This window comes from Brevibacterium sp. CS2 (genome assembly GCF_005280295.1).
GTDB classification, from domain to species: domain Bacteria; phylum Actinomycetota; class Actinomycetes; order Actinomycetales; family Brevibacteriaceae; genus Brevibacterium; species Brevibacterium pityocampae.
The window spans coordinates 612,839-633,082 of record NZ_CP040020.1 but is presented as its reverse complement, the minus strand read 5'-3'; the positions used below and the strand labels follow the sequence as shown (position 1 = coordinate 633,082).

The window sequence follows — 20,244 nt, the reverse complement described above, 5'->3', positions numbered from 1 at the left end:
GACGTGGATCCCCTGCAGAGCTGAGGTTGATGTCGAGGACCTCCTGCCACACCCGCTCGAACTCCTCGTCCTCCTGGGCGACGGAGTTCCGCCGCGACACCCCGGCGTTGTTGACGAGCAGGTCGATCCCGCCGAACTGCTCGACCGCGGTGTCGACGAGCGTGCTGAGGTCCTCCGGGCGACTCACATCGCAGGGGACGGCGAGCGCCCGGGCGCTCGGGGCGAGCTCCTCGATCTCGTCGATCACCTCGGCGAGAGGGTCGAGCTCGCGATCGGCGAGGACGACGTGGGCTCCCTCGAGTGCGAACAGTGCGGCGGTGGCGCGACCCATCCCGCTCGCCGCTCCGGTGACGATCGCGGTGGCACCGGCGATCGAACGGGAGGCGAACTCGAGGAGCGGGAGCGCGGAGGTCGTCGCGGCGTCCGCGGCGGACGATGCCGGGGCGGGGTGAGGATCGGTGGGCACGGGGACTCCTTCGTCCGGGGCGGCAGGCCACTTCAGCCTAGCGTGCACCGAGATCACCGGACCGAGCTCTCCGGGCCGATAGCACTGCGACCGCCCCGAGCGCCGGGCCGGCCACGTCGAGATGGATCCCTACCCTGAGTGCCGTTCGAGGAACTGGTACACCTCGGTCGTGTCGACGCCGGGGAACACGCCGGGCGGCACCGCGGCGAGCAGCGAGGCGTGGGTGCGGGCGGCCGGCCAGGAGGTCTCGGCCCACTTGTCCTCGAGCTGCTCCGGCGCCCGCCGGCAGCACGTGGGGTCCGGGCAGCGCGACTCGGAGCGCTTGGCCGTCTCCCGGCCATCGAACCACTTGACGTGCGCGAACGGCACGCCGACGCTCACCGAGAAGTCGCCGGCGCCGGGCAGCACGCGGGCCGTGCACCAGAACGTGCCGGAGGGGGTGTCGGTGTACTGGAAGTAGGGGCTGAACCGGTCGGATACCCGGTAGACCGTGCGCGAGGTGAAGCGCTTGCACGCGTACTGGCCCTCGATCGCGCCGAGCGGATCGGTGGGGAACGGCAGGCCGTCGTTCGAGTACGCTTTGTGCACGGTGCCGGAGATGTGGACCTTCATGAAGTGCACGGGCAGCCCGAAATGCTCGGTCGCGAGATTGGTGAACCGGTGGGCGGCGGTCTCGTAGCTCACTCCGAAGAAATCGCGCAGCTCCTCGATGGAGATCCGGCGGTCCTTCTTCGCCTCCGCCAGGAACGGCACCGCGGCCTTCTCCGGCAGGAGCAGCGCGGCGGCCAGATAGTTCGCCTCGACGCGCTGGGACAGGAACTCGCCGTAGTCCGAGGGCGGCGTGTGCCCGAGCAGGTGCGCCGCCAGCGCGGTGAGCAAGTGCGAGCGGGGGTCGTGGCCGGAGGCGTCCTCGTTCGACAGGTAGAGGCGCCGGTTGCGGGTGTCGGAGACCGAGCGGGTGGACTTCGGCAGATCGGATACGTAGTGGAGCGAGAACCCCAGCCGCTCGGCGATCCGCGCGGCCTGCCGCTGGCTCAGCGGGCCGTCCTCGTAACCGATCGCTTCGAGCACCTCGGCGGCCTGCGCCTCGAGCTCGGCGAAGTGGTTGTTGCGCGCACGCATGGTCTCGCGCAGGCGCTTGTTGGCCCGCCTGGCCTCCTCCGGGGTCGCGGCGCGGTTGCGCACGACCTGCCTCAGCTGCCGCTGGAGGCCGACGATCGCCTCGAGCGCGTCCTGCGGCAGCGACTTCACCCGCACCTGCGGGAGATCGAGCGAGGAATAGAGCGGGGAATTCTGTGCGCGCTCCGCCTCGAGCTCGAGCGCCTGCCGGGCGTCGAGCGGGTGCGGGTCGAGCAGCTCCTCGGTCGAGGTGCCGAGCGCCTCGGCGAGGGCGGAGAGTATGGTGAGCGAGGGCTCGCGCTTGCCGTTCTCGATCGAGGAGATCTGGGAGGCCGCCCGGCCCACCGCCTCGCCGAGCTGCCCCAGGGTGAGATCGCACCGCGTGCGGAAGTGGCGCACCTTGCGACCGATGCTCAGCGCATCGGTGACGGGTGCCTCGTCCGCGGTGCGGCGCTCGGTGAGCCGCTCCGAGGTGCGCTGAGCCGGGTGCTCCGAGGCGTGGACGGGGGTGCTCGCGGCGGTGCGAGCAGGGGTGCGGGATCCGGTGGCCATGCCTCCAGTGTCCCATCCTGTGCGATTTCCCGCCACAGAACCGGCTGAATTCTATACAGCGGAAATATCGCCAGATTTCTAACGAGAAACCTCTGTGCACGCCTCGCAGATCCGCCCAGACTGGTGAACACCACCAAAGAACCGGAACGATTCGATCGGACCGGGACGGAGGCGGCTTGACCAGCACCACCGCACGACCCGCACAGCAACGCCAAACCCTTGACTCAGGAGTGATCTTCATGACGCAGAACGATCTGCACAACGCCGCAGCCATCCAGCAGGACTGGGACACCAACCCCCGCTGGGCCGGCATCACCCGCGACTACAGCGCCGAGGACGTCGTCAAGCTGCGCGGCTCGCTCATCGAGGAGCACACGCTCGCCCGCCACGGCGCGGAGACCCTGTGGAACCTCATCCACACCGAGGACTTCGTCAACGCGCTCGGCGCGCTCACCGGCAACCAGGCCGTGCAGCAGGTCAAGGCCGGCCTCAAGGCGATCTACCTCTCCGGCTGGCAGGTCGCCGCCGACGCCAACCTCGCCTCGCAGACCTACCCGGACCAGTCGATCTACCCCGCGAACTCCGTGCCGGCCGTCGTCCGCCGCATCAACAACGCCCTCATGCGCGCCGACCAGATCGAGATGTCCGAGGGCCAGAAGCAGATCGAGAACTGGCTGGCCCCGATCGTGGCCGACGCCGAGGCCGGCTTCGGCGGCGTCCTCAACGTCTACGAGCTCATGCGCGGCATGATCAACGCCGGCGCGGCGGGCGTCCACTTCGAGGACCAGCTCGGCTCCGAGAAGAAGTGCGGCCACCTCGGCGGCAAGGTCCTCGTGCCCACCGCTCAGCACATCCGCACCCTGAGCGCGGCCCGTCTGGCCGCCGACGTCGAGAACGTCCCGACCCTCGTCATCGCCCGTACCGACGCCGAGGCTGCGACCCTCATGACCTCCGACATCGACGAGCGCGATCAGAAGTACGTCACCGGTGAGCGCACCGCCGAGGGCTACTACAAGATCACCAACGGCATCGAGCCCTGCATCGACCGCGGTCTGGCCTTCGCCCCGTACTCCGATCTGCTGTGGATGGAGACCTCCACCCCGGACCTCGAGGTCGCCAAGCGCTTCGCCGAAGCCATCAAGTCGGAGTACCCGGACCAGCTGCTGAGCTACAACTGCTCGCCGTCGTTCAACTGGAAGAAGCACCTCGACGACTCGACGATCGCGAAGTTCCAGCGCGAGCTCGGGGCGATGGGCTACAAGTTCCAGTTCATCACCCTGGCCGGATTCCACGCGCTCAACTACTCGATGTTCGACCTCGCCCACGGCTACGCCCGCGAGCAGATGAAGGCCTACGTCGAGCTGCAGGAGCGCGAGTTCGGTGCCGAGGACCGCGGCTACACCGCGACCAAGCACCAGCGCGAGGCCGGCACCGGGTACTTCGATCTCGTGTCGACCGCGATCAACCCGGAGTCGTCGACCACCGCGCTCGCCGACTCGACCGAGGCCGCCCAGTTCTGAGCGACCGGGGCCTCACCCATAGCGTGCCATCCGGGCCCGAGGGCTTTTCAGGGGTTTAGCCCCCGGCCCCGGTTGGCCACGACACGCGGTGCCCGGTACCTGAGCCGGTACCGGGCACCGCACCCCTTCTTCACCAGGAGATGACACCGATGTCCCGCATGATCATCACCGGCCCCATGACGACCGGTTACGAGCAGATCCTCACCGCCGAGGCCCTCGACTTCGTTGCCGCGCTGCACGAGGAGTTCGTCGGCCGCCGCCGCGAGATCCTCTCCGCGCGCGAGGTGCGCCGGGCGAACATCGACCACGGCCGGTTCCCCACCTTCAAGGCCGAGACCCGCAGCATCCGTGAGGACGCTGACTGGCAGGTCGCCGGCCACCGCGGCGCCCCCGGTCTCGAGGACCGCCGAGTCGAGATCACCGGGCCGGTGTCGGCCCGCATGGCGGTCAACGCCCTCAACTCCGCCGCCCGCGTCTGGCTCGCCGACCTCGAAGACGCCACGTCCCCCACCTGGGACAACATCGTGACCGGGATCGGGAACCTCACCCGCGCGGTGCGCGGGGAGCTCGAGTTCACTGCGGCGGACACCGGGAAGCAGTACCGTGTGACCAACCCGACGCCGCCCACCATCGTCGTCCGCCCGCGCGGCTGGCACCTGCCGGAGAAGCACCTGCGTTTCGTCGACGACAACGGCTCGGAGTTCGCCGCCTCGGCCTCCCTCGTCGACTTCGGCCTCTACCTCTTCCACAACGCCGCCGAGCTCATCGCCCGCGGCCGCGGACCGTACTTCTACATCGCGAAGCTCGAGGCCGCCCGCGAGGCGAAGCTGTGGAACGACGTGTTCGTGTTCGCGCAGGATTGGCTCGGCATCCCGCAGGGCACCATCCGTGCGACCGTGCTCATCGAGACGATCACCGCGGCCTTCCAGATGGAGGAGATCCTGTGGGAGATGCGCGAGCACATCGCCGGGCTCAACGCCGGCCGCTGGGACTACATCTTCTCCCTCATCAAGAACTTCCGGAACCACCGCGACTTCCTGCTGCCGGACCGCTCCGAGGTCACCATGACGGTGCCCTTCATGCGGGCCTACACCGAGCTGCTCGTGCAGACCTGCCACAAGCGTGGGGCGCACGCGATCGGCGGGATGAGCGCCTTCATCCCCAACCGCCGCGAGCCGGAGACCACCGCGCACGCCTTCGAGCAGGTGCGGGCCGACAAGCAGCGTGAGGCCGGCGACGGCTTCGACGGCTCGTGGGTCGCCCACCCGGACCTCATCCCGGTGGCGCAGGAGGCCTTCGACGCGGTGCTCGGCGACCGCCCGCACCAGCTGGACCGGCTGCGCGAGGACGTGGCGGTGTCCGCCGAGGACCTCATCGACATGTCCGGGATGGACGGCACCCCGACCGAGGCGGGTGTACGCGCGAACATCCGCGTGGGCCTCGGCTACCTCAACGCCTGGCTCGGCGGCACCGGGGCGGTGGCGCTGAACAACCTCATGGAGGACGCCGCGACCGCGGAGATCGCCCGCGGCCAGATCTGGCAGTGGGTGCAGCACGGCGCGCAGCTCGAGGACGGGCGCACCGTCACCCGCTCGCTCGTCGACCGGTTCCTCGCCGAGGAGCTCGCGACGATCCCGCGGCACCCGGCCGACCACTACTGCGATGCGGTGGAGATCTTCCGCCAGACCGCACTGCGCGAGGAGTTCCCCGACTTCCTCACGACCCCGGCGTACACGCAGTACCTCGTCGACCGCCGGGCCCGCGAGCTCTCCTTCGTCGCCTGATCCCACCCACCCCTGAGGGTGCAATTTCTGAAGGTTCCTGAGAACGGAATCGCCGGATTTTGCACCCTCAGTCGTGTCCCGGGCCGGTGGAAGGATGGTGGCTGACCTGCGGTGATGCTGCGGTGCGGGTGAGGTGCCGGAGCGACTGCGCCTCGGTTGCGGGCTTTCTGTGGTCGGCGCCGGGCCGGCGGGCGCCTCGGCGGGGGACCCCCCCGTGGTCGGCGCCTGGCCGGTGGGTGCCTCCGCGGCGGACTGGCGCGGATCGCGTCGGGTGCCATACTGATGCCATGACGGTTCTCATCGGTTACCTCCCGGCGCCCGAGGGTGAGGCGGCGCTCGAACTCGGATTCACCGAGGCGAAGCTGCGCGGCGCTCGAGCCGTCGTGGTGAACTCGCCTCGCAAGGGCGCGGTCGACAGCGTGACCACGATCCAGCAGCAGGACGCTGCGCGCATCGTCGAGCTCGGCACGGAGGCCGGGGTCGAGGTCGAGGTCATCCAGCCGACCCACGAGGACGACCTCGTCGGCACGCTCAACGATCTCGCCGAGGAGCACAACGCGCAGATCATCGTCATCGGCTTGCGCAAGCGCAGCGCGATCGGGAAGTTCATCCTCGGATCGCAGGCCCAGCGCATCCTCCTCGACGCAGCCGTCCCGGTCCTCACTGCCAAGGCCTGATCGGCCGGGCCTGGTGGAACCAGGCGCGATGCGCGCGACCCGGGGCACTGACTCCGTGAGCCCTGCGGCACCGAACTGCGCGGTATCCGGAAAGAGCTGCGCAATTGCGCGCCGGGAACGGGATACTCCGCAGTTCGCGGACCGGTGCCCCGAACCGACGGCGCCCGTCCGTGTCCATCCGCGTCCGTCCGCGGCTACTCGGTCAGCCGCCGACCGCAGACCGCGCAGGCGCAGACGTGGTCCGCAGGCGCATCCGCATCTGCACCCCGACCTGCATCCGGGCCCGCGCTCATATCCCTGCCCGCTCCGGCACGCGCCTCGACACCGGCACGCGCCTCGGCGACTGCGTCCGCCTCAGCCTCGGCCCGGCGGGTGCGGTCCTGCTCGACCGCGGCCACGAGCCACGCCGCCATGCTCGCCGTCACAGCACCGAGGAGCGCGATCCCGAGGATCATGAGCCCGACGGCCACCGCCCGCCCGGCCGCGGTGACGGGGTACAGGTCGCCGTAACCCACCGTCGTCGAGGTGACCACCGCCCACCAGAGCGCGTCGCCGAAGCTCGTGATCTGCGAATCCGGGGCCTCCTGCTCGACGTCGAGCACCGCGAGACTGCCGAAGAAGATGCAGAAGACCGAGGCGACGACGACGTAGGCACCCGTGCGGCCGATGAGCCGCTGCTGGAACACGCGGTTGAGGATGCGCAGGGTGCCGAGGATCCGGAGCAGCCGGAGTGCGCGGAACATCGGCAGCGCGACAAGGAACACGTCGTACCAGTGCTGGAGGATGTAGCGCAGGCGGTGCTCGGCGAGAGCGATCCTGATCACGAAGTCGACCGCGAACGCGAACCACGTGGTCCACGAGACCGCGACGAGGAAGCTCTCGAGCGTCGGCGACAGAGTCGGATCGATGACCGTCCACGCATAGGCGCCGACGAACGCGAAGGACAGGAGGAGCATCGGGACCTCGGCCCGCCGCTCCCACCGCTCGACGCGCGTGAGCTCCGCGGTCGAGCCGGTGCTCGGGTGGAGGGTCGTCGAACCTGCCATGCATCACCTCGGTCCTCGTGGTCCACGGAAGTGGATCGGTAGGAAGAAGAGTACCGAGTGACGCGCCCGCGCGGCCCGCTGACCTTGCGATGGATCGCGGATCCGCTCTCAGGAACCTTCGGAAATCGAGTTCTCAGGGGAGGGGGCTGGGAGGCGCCAGGCGAGGAGCTCGGCGAGGTGGACACCCTTCCGATCGCTGAGATCCGCGAGCTGCGTGCGGCACGAGTAGCCGTCGGCGAGCACGATCGCCTCCGCCGGGGCCTCGCGCACGGCCGGCAGCAGCGCGAGCTCGCCGACCGCCTCCGAGGTCTCGTAGTGGCCCTCGACCACCCCGAAGTTCCCCGCCAGTCCGCAGCACCCGCCGAGCACTCGGGTGGTGATCCCGGTCCGCGCGAGCAGCTCCCGGTCCGCGGCGAACCCCATGACTGCCGAATGGTGGCAGTGCGGCTGCACGACCGCGGTGAGATCGGACAGGTCGGGCACCGGGTACCCGATGTCGAGCAGGTACTCCGCGAGCGTGCGGGTGCGGGCGGCCACGCGCGCTGCCGCCGAGGTGCCCAGCAGCTTCCCCGTCTCGTCCCGCAGGGTCGCCGTGCAGGACGGCTCGATGCCGATGATCGGCACGTCGCAGGTGGCATCGAGCGCCTCGACCGCGGACCCCATGACCTGCTTGGCCAGGTCGAGCTGGCCGGTCGAGATCCACGTCAGGCCGCAGCACTCGGTGCTCGGGATGACGCGGACGTCGACGCCGGCATCGAGGAGCACCCGGACCGCGGCGGCGAGCACCCGCGGGGCGAAGAAGTTCGACCAGGTGTCGGCGAACAGGACGACCTCGCGGGTCCGCTGCGTGACCCCGGCCGCACCGCTGCCGTCCGTCGCCCTGGCGGCGGCCCCGGTGCCGCCGAACCGAGGCGAACCACCGGCGGCCAGCCGCCCCGCATCGTCCGAGCGCCTGCCGAACCAGCGGGTGAAGGTCGTGCGCGTGAAGGCCGGGATGCGGCGGCGGGCATCGATCCCCGCGACCTTCTTCGCCAGCCTGCCGAGCACCGGCAGCCGCTCGGTCAGGTTGGCGAGCGGCGCGAGCGGCGCTCCCACCCGCGAGAGCCACGGCAGCCAGCCGAGCACGTAGTGGTCCATCGGCCGCAGCCGGCCCTTGTACGCCTGGTGGAGCACCTCCGCCTTGTACGCGGCCATGTCGGTACCGGTCGGGCACTCGGAGTCGCACGCCTTGCAGCTCAGGCACAGGTCGAGCGCCTCGTGCACCTCGGGCGCCCGCCAGTCGGTGTCGACGAGGTCCCCGGACACCATCTCCTGGAGCACCCGGGCGCGGCCGCGCGTCGAATGGAGCTCGTCACGAGTCGCCTGGTAGGACGGGCACATCACCCCGCCCGTCGCCGCGGAGTCCGCCCGGCACTTGCCCACCCCGGTGCAGCGGTGGACCGCGGTGGTGAAGTCGCCCTGGTCGTGGGCGAAGCCGTAGCCGAGCCCGGCCGGGCGCACCGGCAGCAGATCGCCGGGGCGGGCGAGCGCCACGCGGATCCCGGCATCGAGCGGGTCCGGGTCGACCATGATCCCGGGGTTGAGGAGGTTCCGCGGGTCGAACAGGTGCTTGACCGCGGCGAACAGGGCGATCGCGGCGGGGGAGTACATGCGCGGCAGGAGCTCGCCGCGGGCCCGGCCGTCCCCGTGCTCGCCGGACACCGAGCCGCCGTAGCGGGCGACGAGGTCCGCCGCGGCGAACATGAAGTCGCGCATGGCCTGTCTGCCGCCGTCCTCGCCGAGCGGGAAGTCGACCCGCATGTGGAGGCAGCCGTCGCCGAAGTGCCCGTAGGGCAGCGCCCACAGCCCGTGCTCCTCGAGGAGCGCCATGAGCTCGCGCAGGTAGTCGCCGAGGCGCTCCGGCGGGACCGCGGAGTCCTCCCACCCGGCATGGGCGTCCCGGCCGTCGGGGGTGCGGGAGACGAGGCCGGCACCATCGGCCCGGATCTTCCAGATCGGTTCCGCGTCCCCGAGTCCGAGGATCATCGAGTCCCCGGCCGCGGCGGCCGCGACGAGCTCCTCGGCCTGCGCTGCGAGCGCGGCGGCGTCGTCGGAGGCGAGCTCGACGATCATCCAGCCGTCCCCCGCGGGCATGGGCGGCACCGCATCGGGACCCTTCGTGTCGATGAGCCGGTCGACCATCCGCCGGTCCATGCCCTCGCAGGCGGTGACGGGGAAGCGGCGGAGCACCGGCACGTCGTCGGCCGCGCTCGGCATGTCCGGGTAGCCCAGCACCACCGTGGTGACGTGGGCGGGGTCGGCGACGAGGCGCATCTTCGCGGCGAGGATCACGCCCCACGTGCCCTCGGAGCCGACGAACGCCTTCCGCAGGTCGAAGCCGTGCTCGGGCAGGAGGTTCTCCAGCGCGTACCCCGACACCTGCCGGGAGAAATGGCCGAGCTCGGTCCGGATGGTGCCCAGGTTCTCGCCAACGAGCGCGTGGAGGCGGGGGAAGAGATCCGCATCGGCGGCCCCATCGAGGTCGACGATCGTGCCGTCGAGGAGCATGACCCGCAGTGCGAGCACGTTGTCGACGGTCCGGCCGTAGCCCATGGCCCGCGGTCCGCAGGCGTTGTTGCCGATCATCCCACCGATCGTGCAGCGGGTGTGCGTCGAGGGGTCCGGGCCGAACCGCAGGCCGTGGGCGCGGGCCCGGGCCTGCAGCTCGGCGTGGACGACGCCGGGCTCCACCCACGCGGCACGCTCCTCCGGGAGGATCTCGCGGACGGCCTTCATGTGCCGGGAGAAGTCGAGGACGATGCCCGGCCCGATGGCGTTGCCGGCGAGCGTGGTGCCGGCCCCGCGCGAGGTGATCGGCACCTCGAGTACGCGGGCCACGGACAGGACGGCGGCGACCTCGGCCTCGTCGGCGGGGAACACGACGGCGGTGGGGACGATTCGGAAGAGCGAGCCGTCGGAGGAGTAGGCGGCGCGCTGGGCGGTGTCGGCGGTGAAGTCGCGCAGGCCGGCCGCGGCGAGCGCCTCCGCGACCTCCGCCACGCGCTCCGGCGCGGGAGCAGGATAATCCGGCGCGGCAACGGGGTGACCGGGGGCGGGGCGAGCGACGGTATCCGAAGTCATGGACCCATTGTGTCCCGCGGGCCGAGCGACCGCCACGGCTGTTCGCGGAGCGGTCGAGATGTGGCGGCGCAGCGGTATCGGTGCGGCCGGCCTGCACGGACGGGAGGAATGGGCGGGAGGAACGGGCGGGGGCGTCGGCACGAGTGGGACAGCGCGCCGTGCCGTGCGGGGCCGCGCGACCGCCGACAGCCCGGACCGTGCGCCCAGCCTGCAAGCTCCCTTGTCGGCTCCGTGCGGCGGATGATACTATAGGGTGACAAGACAACTTGACAAAATGAAAACCGGATCAAGTCACGATAGAATAACATCTATCCTGGCGGTGCGGGTTGTTGCCGCCTGGTCTTTGAGTTTGGTTAGAGAATCCTGCTGTAATGCACTCGGTGGCATGCAGTCGGTCTTGACCGTGGCACCTGTGCACGTCTTTCAGTTGTGTGACTCGATGACCACACGCCGAATCGAGTGGGTCTGAGGTAGAAGTACATGTCACGTCGCGCACGACAGCTGACTGCAGAGCAGAAGGTGCTCGTCAACGCTGTCCGACGCATCGCCCGGCAGCGGAGCCGGGTGAATGCGAACTATGTCGCCGCCATCCTTCGTGCGCGTGAGGAAGAGGTCACGTATTCCGCGATCGCCGACGCCGCGGGGACCTCCTCGCAGGCAGTGCAGGAGATCGTCCGCCGCCACCGCGAGTCCAACGAGAACCGCTCCGGCAGCTTCGGGGTGGCCGGGGACATCGCCGCCATCAGCTCCCAGTCCGCGCCCTCGGCCTCCGCCCCCGAACAGGGCCCCTCCGGCGCCGTCACCTGACCCCGGCCGCTAGGCTCGAAGGGTGAATACGGAGACGTTCCTCGCCGACCCGCTCCTCGTTGCCGCGCGCGATGCCGCGCTCATCGCGACGAGCCGCATGACGCACTGGCGGCAGCGGCTCGACACCGCCCTCGTCGAGGCGAAGGGCGACCCCAACGACCTCGTCACCGTCGCCGATGCGGAGATCGAATCCCTCGTCGCCGGCTACCTCCGCGCCGCCCGCCCGCAGGACACCATGGTGGGCGAGGAGGGGGCTGCGGCCCGCACCCTCGCCGAGGTGCCCGACGGCGATCGCATCACCGCCCGCCTCCTCGCCGGGCCGGATGGGTCGGAGCCGGCGCCCGGCGCTGATCCCGCGTCCACTGCCGGCTCCGCGCCCGCCGACCCCGGCTCCGACCTCGGGCCCCGCGACTCCGACCTCGCGCCCGGCGGGGCTGCTGCCGCCGAGCATGCGTCCGGCGCCGACCGGCTGATCGAATGGCACGTCGACCCCATCGACGGCACGGTCAACTACGTCCGCGGGATCGAACAGCACTGCTTCTCGGTCGGCGGCCGCGACCCCGAGACCGGCCGGTGGGTGATCGGCCTCGTCGCCGCTCCCGCCCTGCGCACCGTGTGGTTCGCCCGCGCCGGCGGCGGCGCCTGGAAGACCGTGGGCCTCCCGGGGCCGGCGGAGGCGAGCGCGAGCACCGCCGACCCGGACGCGCCCGCGAACCCGGCGACCGCCTCGGGCCCGGCGACCCCGGCGACCGCGAACCCGCTCCTCGTCCCCGGCGAGCTCGAGTACACGCGCCTGTCCGGCACCCCGCGCGGGCGCCGCGGCCGCGTGCTCGCGACCGGCTTCAGCTACTCGCCGGAGCGGCGCACCCTCCAGCTCGCGGCGCTCGGCCGGATCATGGAGGAGTTCGACGACATCCGCCGCGCCGGCTCCGCCGCCGTCGACCTCTGCTACGCCGCGGAGGGCCGCGTCAACGCCTACTGCGAGTACGGCATCAACGTCTACGACTGGGCCGCCGGAGCGATCATCGCCGAGGAGGCCGGGCTCACCGTGCTGCGCCCGGCGGGGGAGTCGAAGCTGTGCATCGCCGCGGACACCCCGGAGCGATTCGCCTTCCTCCGCGAGCACTTCTACGCGTGAAACCCAGCATCATCGCAGGTCAGAAGCCTTTTCGAAGTGCTTGATCAATTAGGCCACACTTCGCTTGTCATATTGAAAGTAGTAAGGGTAGGCTTACCTCGGTAGGCACAGAAGAATCTTGCGTAATTCCCGCAGCGTCGCACTCGACGCGGCGCTGCGGGAACCGTCGAGGCGCGGATCATCGGTGCTGATCCATCGGGCCCGAGGCCGCGATCCCGCACGGGACGTCCGCCCCGGCCCGCCAGTATCCACCGTGTTCCGACCGATAAAAGGACATCATGCTCTCCACTCGATACGGCGTGCTCGGCGCACTCGCCGCCGCTTCCCTCGTCATGGCCGGCTGCGGCTCCTCCCAGACGACCGCCGCCGGTGGGTCCGAAGGAGGCTCCGCAGGAGCCGAGATCACCGTCACCCATCCGGCCGGTGAGACCACCGTGACCCAGGACCCGCAGAAGGTCGTCGTCCTCGACATGGCCGCGCTCGACGCGATCGACGCCCTCGACGCCGGCGATGCCGTCGCCGGCGTCGCGAAGGGCAAGGTGCCGGAGGACCTCGCCGACTACCAGGACGGCGACATCCCGCAGGTCGGCTCCCTCAAGGAGCCCGACTTCGATGCGATCAGCGAGATCGGCCCCGACCTCATCGTCGCCGGCGGCCGCACCGCCGAGGTCATCCCCGAGCTCGAGAAGATCGCCCCGACCATCCAGGTCATGGCCGATCCGACCGAGGACCCCGTCGAGGAGCTCGAGCGCAACCTCGGCATGCTCGGCGAGATCTTCCAGGCCGAGGACGCCGCGACCGAGGAGGTCGAGGAGGTCAAGGCCGACATCGAGGAGGCGAAGGGCGCGGCCGGTGATGCCGGCTCCACCCTCGTCCTGTCCTCCGGCGGCGGCAAGATCAGCGCCTTCGGCCCGGGCTCGCGGTTCGGCATCATCCACACGACCTTCGGCTTCACCCCGGCGGACGAGAACATCGAGGAATCCACCCACGGCCAGACCGTGAGCTTCGAGTTCGTGTCCGAGGCCGACCCGGAGACGATCTTCGTCGTCGACACCGACGCCGCCAAGGGCACCGAGGGCGCCCAGCCGGCCGAGCAGGTCCTCGACAACGACCTGGTCAAGCAGACGAAGGCTGCGCAGAACGACCGGATCATCTACCTCGATCCGATGACCTGGTACATCATCGGCGTGACCGGACCGCAGGCGCTGTCCGACATGGCCGAAGAAGTGCAGGCAGCCTGATCAGTGCGTAGCGCCGAGCCTCTTTTCTGCGAGACGCAGAAGCGAGGGCGGGCACTCTCCACCATCACGCTCATCGGAGCGGTGCTGGGAGTGCTCGCCCTCGCGGCGGTGTCCCTGTTCATCGGCGTCGCGGAGTTCTCCCTCACCGACCTGCTCAGCGGACAGGACAAGGCCGCTGAGGTGTTCGCCATCTCCCGCATCCCGCGCACCGTCTCCCTCATCCTCGCCGGCACCGCGCTCGCCGTCGCCGGCCTCATCATGCAGATGATGGCGCGCAACAAGTTCGTCGAACCCTCGACCGCGGGCACCGTCGAGTCCGCCAGCCTCGGACTCCTCCTCATCACCCTCGCGGTCCCGAACGCCTCGATCTTCCTCAAGATGAGCGCCGGATCCGTGATGGCGCTGCTCGGCACCGGGCTGTTCCTCCTCATCCTCACCCGGCTGCCGCTGCGCAACACCCTCTTCGTCCCCCTCATCGGGCTCATGCTCGGCGGCGTCATCGCCTCGATCTCGACCTTCATCGCCTACGGCTCGAACCTCCTGCAGACCCTCAACGCCTGGACCACCGGCGACTTCTCCGCCGTCCTCAAGGGCCGCTACGAGCTGCTGTGGATCGTCGGCATCCTCACGCTCATCGCCTACATCGCCGCCGACCGCTTCACCGTCGTCGGCCTCGGCCAGGACTTCACCACGAGCCTCGGCATGAGCTACGGGAAGATCATGGCGATCGGGCTGACGATCGTCGCCCTCGTCACCGCGGTCGTCGTCGTCACCGTCGGTGCGATCCCCTTCCTCGGGCTCATCGTGCCGAACCTCGTCACGCTGCTGTTCGGCGACAACGTCCGGCGCGGCGTGCCCTGGGTCGCGGTGCTCGGCGCCGGCCTCGTGCTCCTGTGCGACGTCGTCGGGCGCATCATCATCTTCCCCGCCGAGATCCCGATCGGCCTGACCATGGGCGTCCTCGGCTCGGGCCTGTTCCTGTTCCTGCTCCTCTGGGGGTCGAAGCGTGAGTACTGAACCCGCAGCCCTGGGCGTCATCGAGACCCCCGAGCCCGAGCGGCGCACCCGGCAGTCGATGCCCGCCGGCATGCGCCTGGCCGTCGTCCTCATCGTCGCCGCCGTGCTGTGCTTCGCGTTCGTGTTCTGGGACATCCGCGGCGCCTTCGAGTACATCGTCGAACGGCGCACCACGGCGGTCATCGGCATGGTCATCGTGGGGGCCGCCGTCGGCACCGCCTCGGTCGCCTTCCAGACGGTCACCGGCAACCGGATCCTCACCCCGTCGATCATGGGCTTCGACGCGCTGTTCATGCTCATCCAGACCGCGCTGACCTTTGCCGTCGGCTCGACCGCACTGGCTCTGTGGAACGTCACCGGACGCTTCTTCGCGGAGATGATCGCGATGGTCATCGTCTGCATGCTGCTCTACACCTGGCTGCTCGTCGGCGCCCGGCGGTCCCTGCAGGTCGTGCTCCTCGTCGGAATCGTGCTCTCGACCCTGTTCCGGTCGATCTCCCTCTTCCTCCAGCGCATCATGGACCCCAACGAGTACCAGGTGCTCCAGGACACCTTCTTCGCGAGCTTCAACTCCATCCAGGCCGAGATCGTGCCGGTGGCCGGGATCATCGTCGCCGTGGCGTGCGCCGGTCTGTGGCTGCTGCGCAACCCGCTCGACGTCATGGGCCTGGGTCGCGACACCGCGATCAACCTCGGCGTGCGCCACCAGCGGGTCACCGTCTGGGTGCTGTTCCTCGTCTCCGTGCTCATCGCCGCCTCGACCGCGCTCGTCGGGCCCTCGACGTTCCTCGGCCTCATCGTCGCGCACCTCGCGTACCAGCTCGCCGGGTCGTACCGGCACGCGGTGCTGCTGCCGTTCGTCATCGGCGTCACCGTCATCACGCTCGTCGGCGGCCAGTTCGTCATGGAGCACCTGCTCGGATTCTCCACCGCGCTCAGCGTCATCATCGAGTTCGTCGGCGGCCTGCTGTTCATCGGCCTGCTGCTGCGCAGAAAGGGCACCACATGATCGAACTGTCCGGCGTCACCAAGATCTACGACCACCAGGTGGTCGTCGACGACGTCACGCTGTCGATCCCCGCCGGGGGCGTCACCTCGATCATCGGCGCCAACGGGGCGGGCAAGTCGACCATGCTGTCGATGATCGCGCGCCTGCTGCCCTCGGACGCCGGCTCGATCACCGTGGCCGGGATGGACGTGTCGACCGTCGCCTCCGACCGGCTGGCCCGGCACCTGGCGATCCTCCGCCAGGAGAACCACATGACCATGCGCCTCACGGTGCAGGACCTCGTGGCGTTCGGCCGCTACCCGTACTCGAAGGGCCGGCTCACCCCGGAGGACACCTTCGAGATCGAGCGCCACATCCAGTACTTCGACCTCGGCGGGCTCCGCAACCGGTTCATCGACCAGCTCTCCGGCGGACAGCGGCAGCGTGCCTATGTCGCGATGGTCATGGCGCAGGACACCGAGTTCGTGCTCCTCGACGAGCCGCTCAACAACCTCGACATGAAGCACTCGGTGCACATGATGCGCCTGCTCCGGCGGTCCGCGGACGACCTCGGGAAGACGATCGTCATCGTCATCCACGACATCAACTTCGCCTCGACCTACTCGGACTCGATCATCGCGATGAAGCGCGGCAAGATCGTGGCCGCCGGGAACTCCTGCGACATCATGACGACGGAGTGCCTGGCGAACATCTACGACATGGACATCCGCATCATCGAGGTCGACGGCCGCCGGATCGGCGTGTACTTCTGAGCCTCCTGGGTGCGGGGGACGGTTCGGGGGTCACCGCAGTGCGGATCCGGTGCCGAAACCGCACTGGTTCGGCCGTGGAATGGGAGAACCGCACTGGAGTGCCTGTGGAGCGGAAGGACCGCACTGGAAGTGGCCGTGGAACGGGAGAACCGCACTGGAGTGGCCGTGGAGCGGAAGGACCGCACTGGAAGTGGCCGTGGAGGTCGGGGTCCGGCGCGCCTCAGGCCGACTTCTTCCTCCCGCCGGACTTCTTCGACGATGACGACTTCTTCGACGCTGTCGAGGCCTTCGACGTCTTCGCCGATGACGACGTCTTCGTCCCGGACGCGCTCTTCGAGGACTTCGCGCCGGATGACTTCTTCTTCGAGGCCGGTTTCTTCTTCGAGGCCGGTTTCCTCCCCGACTTCGAGCCCTTCTGCGGGGATTTCTTCGCGCTCGTCTTCGCGGAGTCCGAACTCTTCTTCTTCGACTTCGAGCCCTTCTTCGCGGTGCCCGACTTCGAGCCCTTCGCACTCGCACCCGACCCCGCGGTGCCCGCCTGGGAACCGCCCGCCTGGGAACCGCCCGCCTGTGAGCCGCCCGTCTGCGAGCCGCGGCGCTTCTCGACGCTGCGCTTGAGCGCCTCCATGAGGTCGATGACGTCTCCGCCGCCCTCGCCGTCTCCGCCGTCCTCGTCGTCGGTGCGGCCGAAGGTCGCGTCCGTGTCGAGCGCGTCCCCCTGGTCGAGCTTCTCGTCGATGAGCGTCCGCAGCTCCTCCTGGTACTCGTCGACGAACCTCTCCGGCTCGTAGTCCTCGGAGAACTGCTCGACGAGCGCACGCGACATCTCCATCTCCCGCTTGCTGATCCTCACCTCGGCCGAGGCGGCGTCGAAGTCCGCATCACGCACCTCGTCGGCCCACAGCATGGTCTGCAGGACGATGACGTCGTCGCGCACGCGCAGCGCCGCCAGCCGGGTCCGCGAGCGCAGCGCGAACGTCACCACCGCGGTCCGTGCGGTCTCCTCGAGCGTCCGGCGGAGCAGGATGTAGGCCTTCGCCGACTTCGCGGCGGGCTCGAGGTAGTAGCTCTTCTCGAAGGTCATCGGGTCGATCTGATCGTCCGGGACGAACTGGACGACCTCGATCTCCTTGTCCGCCTCCGCCGGCAGCGACTCGAGCTCCTCGTCGGAGAGCACCACGGTGTCCTCGCCGTCGTCGTAGGCCTTGTCGATGTGCGCGTAGTCGACCGTCTTCCCGCACACCTCGCAGCGCCGCTGGTACCGGATCCGACCGCCGTCGGCGTCATGGACCTGATGGAGATCGATATCGTGGCTCTCGGTCGCCGAATACAGCTTGACCGGCACGCTGACGAGGCCGAAGGACACCGTTCCGGACCAGATCGCTCTCATGTTCCACCCCTGTCAGGACGCGTGCACGAGCACTAGGATGCTGTTCCATCAGCCTAGCGAGTACCCGAGCGACCACAAGGCCCCTTGAATCCGCCGCCCCCGGGACCCGACGCGCGGCCCGACGGAGGAGGACGGATGGCGAAGCGGCAGAAGGTCACGGTCGACGGCCGGCAGCTGACGCTGAGCAACCTCGACAAGGTGCTCTACCCGTCCGCGGGGACCACGAAGGCCGACGTCCTGACCTACCTCAGCACCATCGCGCCGGTGCTCGTCCCGCAGGCGGCCGGGCGCCCCGTCACGCGCAAGCACTGGCCGGACGGGGTCGGCACCGAGGCCGAGCCCCGGGCACCGTTCTTCCGCAAGGACCTCGAGGACTCCGCCCCCGGCTGGGTGCCGCGGGAGGACCTCGAGCACTCCGACCACACGAACACCTACCCGCTCATCGACGGGCCCTCAGTGCTCGCCTGGCTGGGGCAGGTCGCGGCCCTCGAGATCCACGTCCCGCAATGGCGGTTCGACGCGGACGGCGTCCCGCAGAATCCCGACCGGCTGGTGCTCGACCTCGACCCGGGCCCGGGGCTCGGACTCGCCGAGTGCGCCGAGGTCGCCCGCCTGTGCCGGGACATCCTCACCGACCTCGGTCTCGAGTCGGTGCCGGTGACCTCCGGGTCGAAGGGCATCCACCTCTACGCCGGGCTCGACGGCGCCTCGACCTCGGAGCAGGTGTCCGAGGTGGCCCACGAGCTCGCCCGGTCCCTCGAGGCCGATCACCCCGACCTCGTGGTGAGCCGGATGAAGAAGTCGCTGCGCCGCGGCAGGGTGCTCGTCGACTGGAGCCAGAACAATTCGAGCAAGACCACCGTCTGCCCCTACTCGCTGCGCGGCCGGGCCCGTCCGTTCGTCGCCGCGCCGCGCACCTGGGACGAGCTCGACGACCCGGGCCTGGCGCAGCTCGACCACCGCCAGGTGATGGATCGGGTGGCCGACGGCCTCGACCCGATGGCCGATCTCGGGCGGGACCCGCGAGCGGACGGCACGGCCGGTGCGCTGGACGCCTACCGGGCCAGACGGGATGCCGCCCGGACGCCGGAGCCGGTGCCGGAGGCCGCACCGCACGGGTCCGCGCGGGGCGGCTCCAGGGGGACGGGCGAGGAGGAAGCCGGGCGGACGGCGGGCTCCGCGGGCACCGAGCCGATCTTCGTCATCCAGGAGCACCACGCCAGCCGCCTCCACTTCGACACCCGCTACGAGCGCGACGGGGTGCTCGTGTCCTGGGCGGTGCCCAAGGGCCCGCCCCTGGAGCCGGGCGTCAACCGGCTGGCGGTGCAGACGGAGGACCACCCGCTCGAGTACGCGCGCTTCGAGGGGAGGATCCCGAAGGGGGAATACGGCGCCGGTGAGGTGACGATCTGGGACTCGGGCACGATCGCCATCGAGAAGTGGCGGGCGGGCGAGGAGATCATCGCCGTGCTCGACGGGCGCCCGGACGGCGGGCTCGGAGGAGTGCCCCGACGCTACGTCCTCGTCCATACCGACGGCGACAGCTGGCTCATGCAGCTGATGAAGGACCAGCCGGCGGCCGCGGCACCCTTCACCGACGACCTCCCGGCCCCGATGCTCGCGACGGCGGGATCGCCGGCGGATCTCGACGCCGACGACGAATGGGCGTTCGAGGGGAAGTGGGACGGCTATCGGGCGATCGCCGGGGCCCGGGAGGACGGGGTCGAGCTCCGCAGCCGCAACGGCGTCGACCTGCTCCGCACCTTCCCCGAACTCGCCGCGCTCGCCGAGCTCGTGCCCGTCGGCACGGTGGTCGACGGTGAGATCGTCGCCCTCGACAGCAGCAGCCGGCCGAGCTTCGGGCTGCTCCAGACCCGCGGGAAGCTCACCCGTCCCCGCGATGTCGAGCGGGCGATGGAGGACACCCCGGCCTACCTCTTCGTCTTCGACCTCCTCCGCTCACCGGAGCACGGCAGTCTGCTCACCCGCCCGTACTCCGAACGCCGCGCACTCCTCGAGGAGCTGCTGGGCGGGGACGGGCGGTCGGGCAGCGACCGCATCCAGGTGCCCGCCGACCTCGGCGTGCCGGTCGACGCCGCGATCGACATCAGTCGTGAGCTCGGCCTCGAGGGGATCGTCGCCAAGCGGACGGACGACCGCTACCTGCCCGGCCGGCGGTCCCGCGGCTGGATCAAGATCAAGCACGACACCCACCAGGAGGCGGTCGTCATCGGATACCGGACGGGGAAGGGGAGCCGCTCCTCGACACTCGGCTCCCTGCTCCTCGCGGTGCCCGAGGACGGTGAGCTCGCATACGCGGGGCGCGTCGGCAGCGGATTCGCCGAAGCCGAGCTCGCCGACCTGCGCGCACGGCTCGACCGGATCACGCGCAGGACCCCGGCTGTCGGCGATGTCCCCGCGGCGGACTCCCGCGATGCGACGTGGGTGAGCGCGAAGCTCGTCGGCGAGGTCGCGCACTCCGGCCGCACATCCGAGGGGCGGCTGCGGCAGCCGATCTGGCGCGGGCTGCGCCCGGACAAGACCCCGGACGAAGTGCGCTGGGAGTCGCCGGTGGAATGACGGCCCGCCCCGGCAGCCGCTCTGCC

15 protein-coding genes and 1 pseudogene are annotated in these 20,244 nt (G+C 70.1%); 11 read left to right on the top strand and 5 right to left on the bottom strand.

All coding sequences use genetic code 11. The annotated features are described in order from the left end of the window. Window positions 1-73: 73 nt before the first annotated feature. Window positions 74-331 (bottom strand): annotated as a pseudogene (locus FDF13_RS15530) (SDR family NAD(P)-dependent oxidoreductase); the annotation flags it as partial. Between FDF13_RS15530 and FDF13_RS15450 the strand changes: the two are divergent. Continuing rightward, window positions 318-452, top strand: coding sequence for a hypothetical protein (locus FDF13_RS15450; protein WP_302630564.1), 135 nt, complete (start codon window positions 318-320; stop codon window positions 450-452). The pseudogene FDF13_RS15530 and the gene FDF13_RS15450 sit on opposite strands and share 14 nt — an antisense overlap. Window positions 453-595: 143 nt before the next feature. On the opposite strand, the gene FDF13_RS02730 is transcribed toward FDF13_RS15450, so the two are convergent. Further along, window positions 596-2,137, bottom strand: a complete 1,542-nt coding sequence (locus FDF13_RS02730) for an XRE family transcriptional regulator (RefSeq protein WP_137318350.1) — start codon at window positions 2,135-2,137, stop codon at window positions 596-598. 239 nt (window positions 2,138-2,376) lie between these two features. On the opposite strand from FDF13_RS02730, the gene aceA reads away from it, so the two are divergent. The 3 genes from aceA (at window position 2,377) to FDF13_RS02715 (ending at window position 6,118) form a co-directional block, all read left to right on the top strand. Continuing rightward, window positions 2,377-3,657 (top strand): isocitrate lyase, encoded by a 1,281-nt coding sequence (aceA, locus tag FDF13_RS02725; RefSeq protein WP_137318349.1) that lies wholly within the window; start codon window positions 2,377-2,379, stop codon window positions 3,655-3,657. A gap of 149 nt (window positions 3,658-3,806) precedes the next feature. Next, window positions 3,807-5,441: a malate synthase A gene (aceB, locus tag FDF13_RS02720; protein WP_368074048.1), complete on the top strand. Its 1,635-nt coding sequence runs from the start codon at window positions 3,807-3,809 to the stop codon at window positions 5,439-5,441. 287 nt (window positions 5,442-5,728) lie between these two features. Beyond that, a complete protein-coding gene (locus FDF13_RS02715) occupies window positions 5,729-6,118 on the top strand; it encodes a universal stress protein (RefSeq protein WP_137318347.1) in 390 nt (129 codons plus the stop codon). 194 nt (window positions 6,119-6,312) lie between these two features. Here the strand turns inward: FDF13_RS02715 and FDF13_RS02710 are convergent, their stop codons facing one another. Both FDF13_RS02710 and FDF13_RS02705 read right to left on the bottom strand, forming a co-directional pair. Further along, window positions 6,313-7,164 carry a potassium channel family protein gene (locus FDF13_RS02710; RefSeq protein WP_137318346.1) on the bottom strand — a complete coding sequence of 284 codons (852 nt, stop codon included), beginning with the start codon at window positions 7,162-7,164 and terminating at the stop codon, window positions 6,313-6,315. Window positions 7,165-7,272: 108 nt separating this feature from the next. Next, window positions 7,273-10,284 (bottom strand): FAD-binding and (Fe-S)-binding domain-containing protein, encoded by a 3,012-nt coding sequence (locus FDF13_RS02705; RefSeq protein WP_137318345.1) that lies wholly within the window; start codon window positions 10,282-10,284, stop codon window positions 7,273-7,275. A 480-nt stretch (window positions 10,285-10,764) separates the two neighbouring features. Between FDF13_RS02705 and FDF13_RS02700 the strand changes: the two genes are divergently transcribed. The 6 genes from FDF13_RS02700 (at window position 10,765) to FDF13_RS02675 (ending at window position 16,248) form a co-directional block, all read left to right on the top strand. Beyond that, on the top strand, window positions 10,765-11,091 hold the full coding sequence (locus tag FDF13_RS02700) for a hypothetical protein (RefSeq protein ID WP_137318344.1): 327 nt from the start codon (window positions 10,765-10,767) through the stop codon (window positions 11,089-11,091). 22 nt (window positions 11,092-11,113) lie between these two features. After that, on the top strand, window positions 11,114-12,229 hold the full coding sequence (locus FDF13_RS15445; protein WP_302630563.1) for an inositol monophosphatase family protein: 1,116 nt from the start codon (window positions 11,114-11,116) through the stop codon (window positions 12,227-12,229). A 278-nt stretch (window positions 12,230-12,507) separates the two neighbouring features. Beyond that, on the top strand, window positions 12,508-13,470 hold the full coding sequence (locus FDF13_RS02690) for a siderophore ABC transporter substrate-binding protein (RefSeq protein WP_137318343.1): 963 nt from the start codon (window positions 12,508-12,510) through the stop codon (window positions 13,468-13,470). A 90-nt stretch (window positions 13,471-13,560) separates the two neighbouring features. Next, on the top strand, window positions 13,561-14,487 hold the full coding sequence (locus tag FDF13_RS02685) for an ABC transporter permease (protein WP_254668872.1): 927 nt from the start codon (window positions 13,561-13,563) through the stop codon (window positions 14,485-14,487). Continuing rightward, the gene (locus FDF13_RS02680; protein WP_247618404.1) at window positions 14,477-15,496 is read left to right on the top strand and encodes an iron chelate uptake ABC transporter family permease subunit; all 1,020 of its coding nucleotides are present in this window, start codon (window positions 14,477-14,479) and stop codon (window positions 15,494-15,496) included. The genes FDF13_RS02685 and FDF13_RS02680 overlap by 11 nt, the downstream gene beginning before the upstream one ends. After that, a complete protein-coding gene (locus tag FDF13_RS02675) occupies window positions 15,493-16,248 on the top strand; it encodes an ABC transporter ATP-binding protein (RefSeq protein WP_137318341.1) in 756 nt (251 codons plus the stop codon). Before FDF13_RS02680 ends, FDF13_RS02675 begins: the two co-directional genes overlap by 4 nt. Window positions 16,249-16,468: 220 nt before the next feature. Here the strand turns inward: FDF13_RS02675 and FDF13_RS02670 are convergent, their stop codons facing one another. Then, window positions 16,469-17,638 carry a Ku protein gene (locus FDF13_RS02670; RefSeq protein ID WP_137318340.1) on the bottom strand — a complete coding sequence of 390 codons (1,170 nt, stop codon included), beginning with the start codon at window positions 17,636-17,638 and terminating at the stop codon, window positions 16,469-16,471. A gap of 135 nt (window positions 17,639-17,773) precedes the next feature. Between FDF13_RS02670 and FDF13_RS02665 the strand changes: the two genes are divergently transcribed. Then, on the top strand, window positions 17,774-20,218 hold the full coding sequence (locus FDF13_RS02665; RefSeq protein ID WP_137318339.1) for an ATP-dependent DNA ligase: 2,445 nt from the start codon (window positions 17,774-17,776) through the stop codon (window positions 20,216-20,218). Window positions 20,219-20,244: the final 26 nt, after the last annotated feature.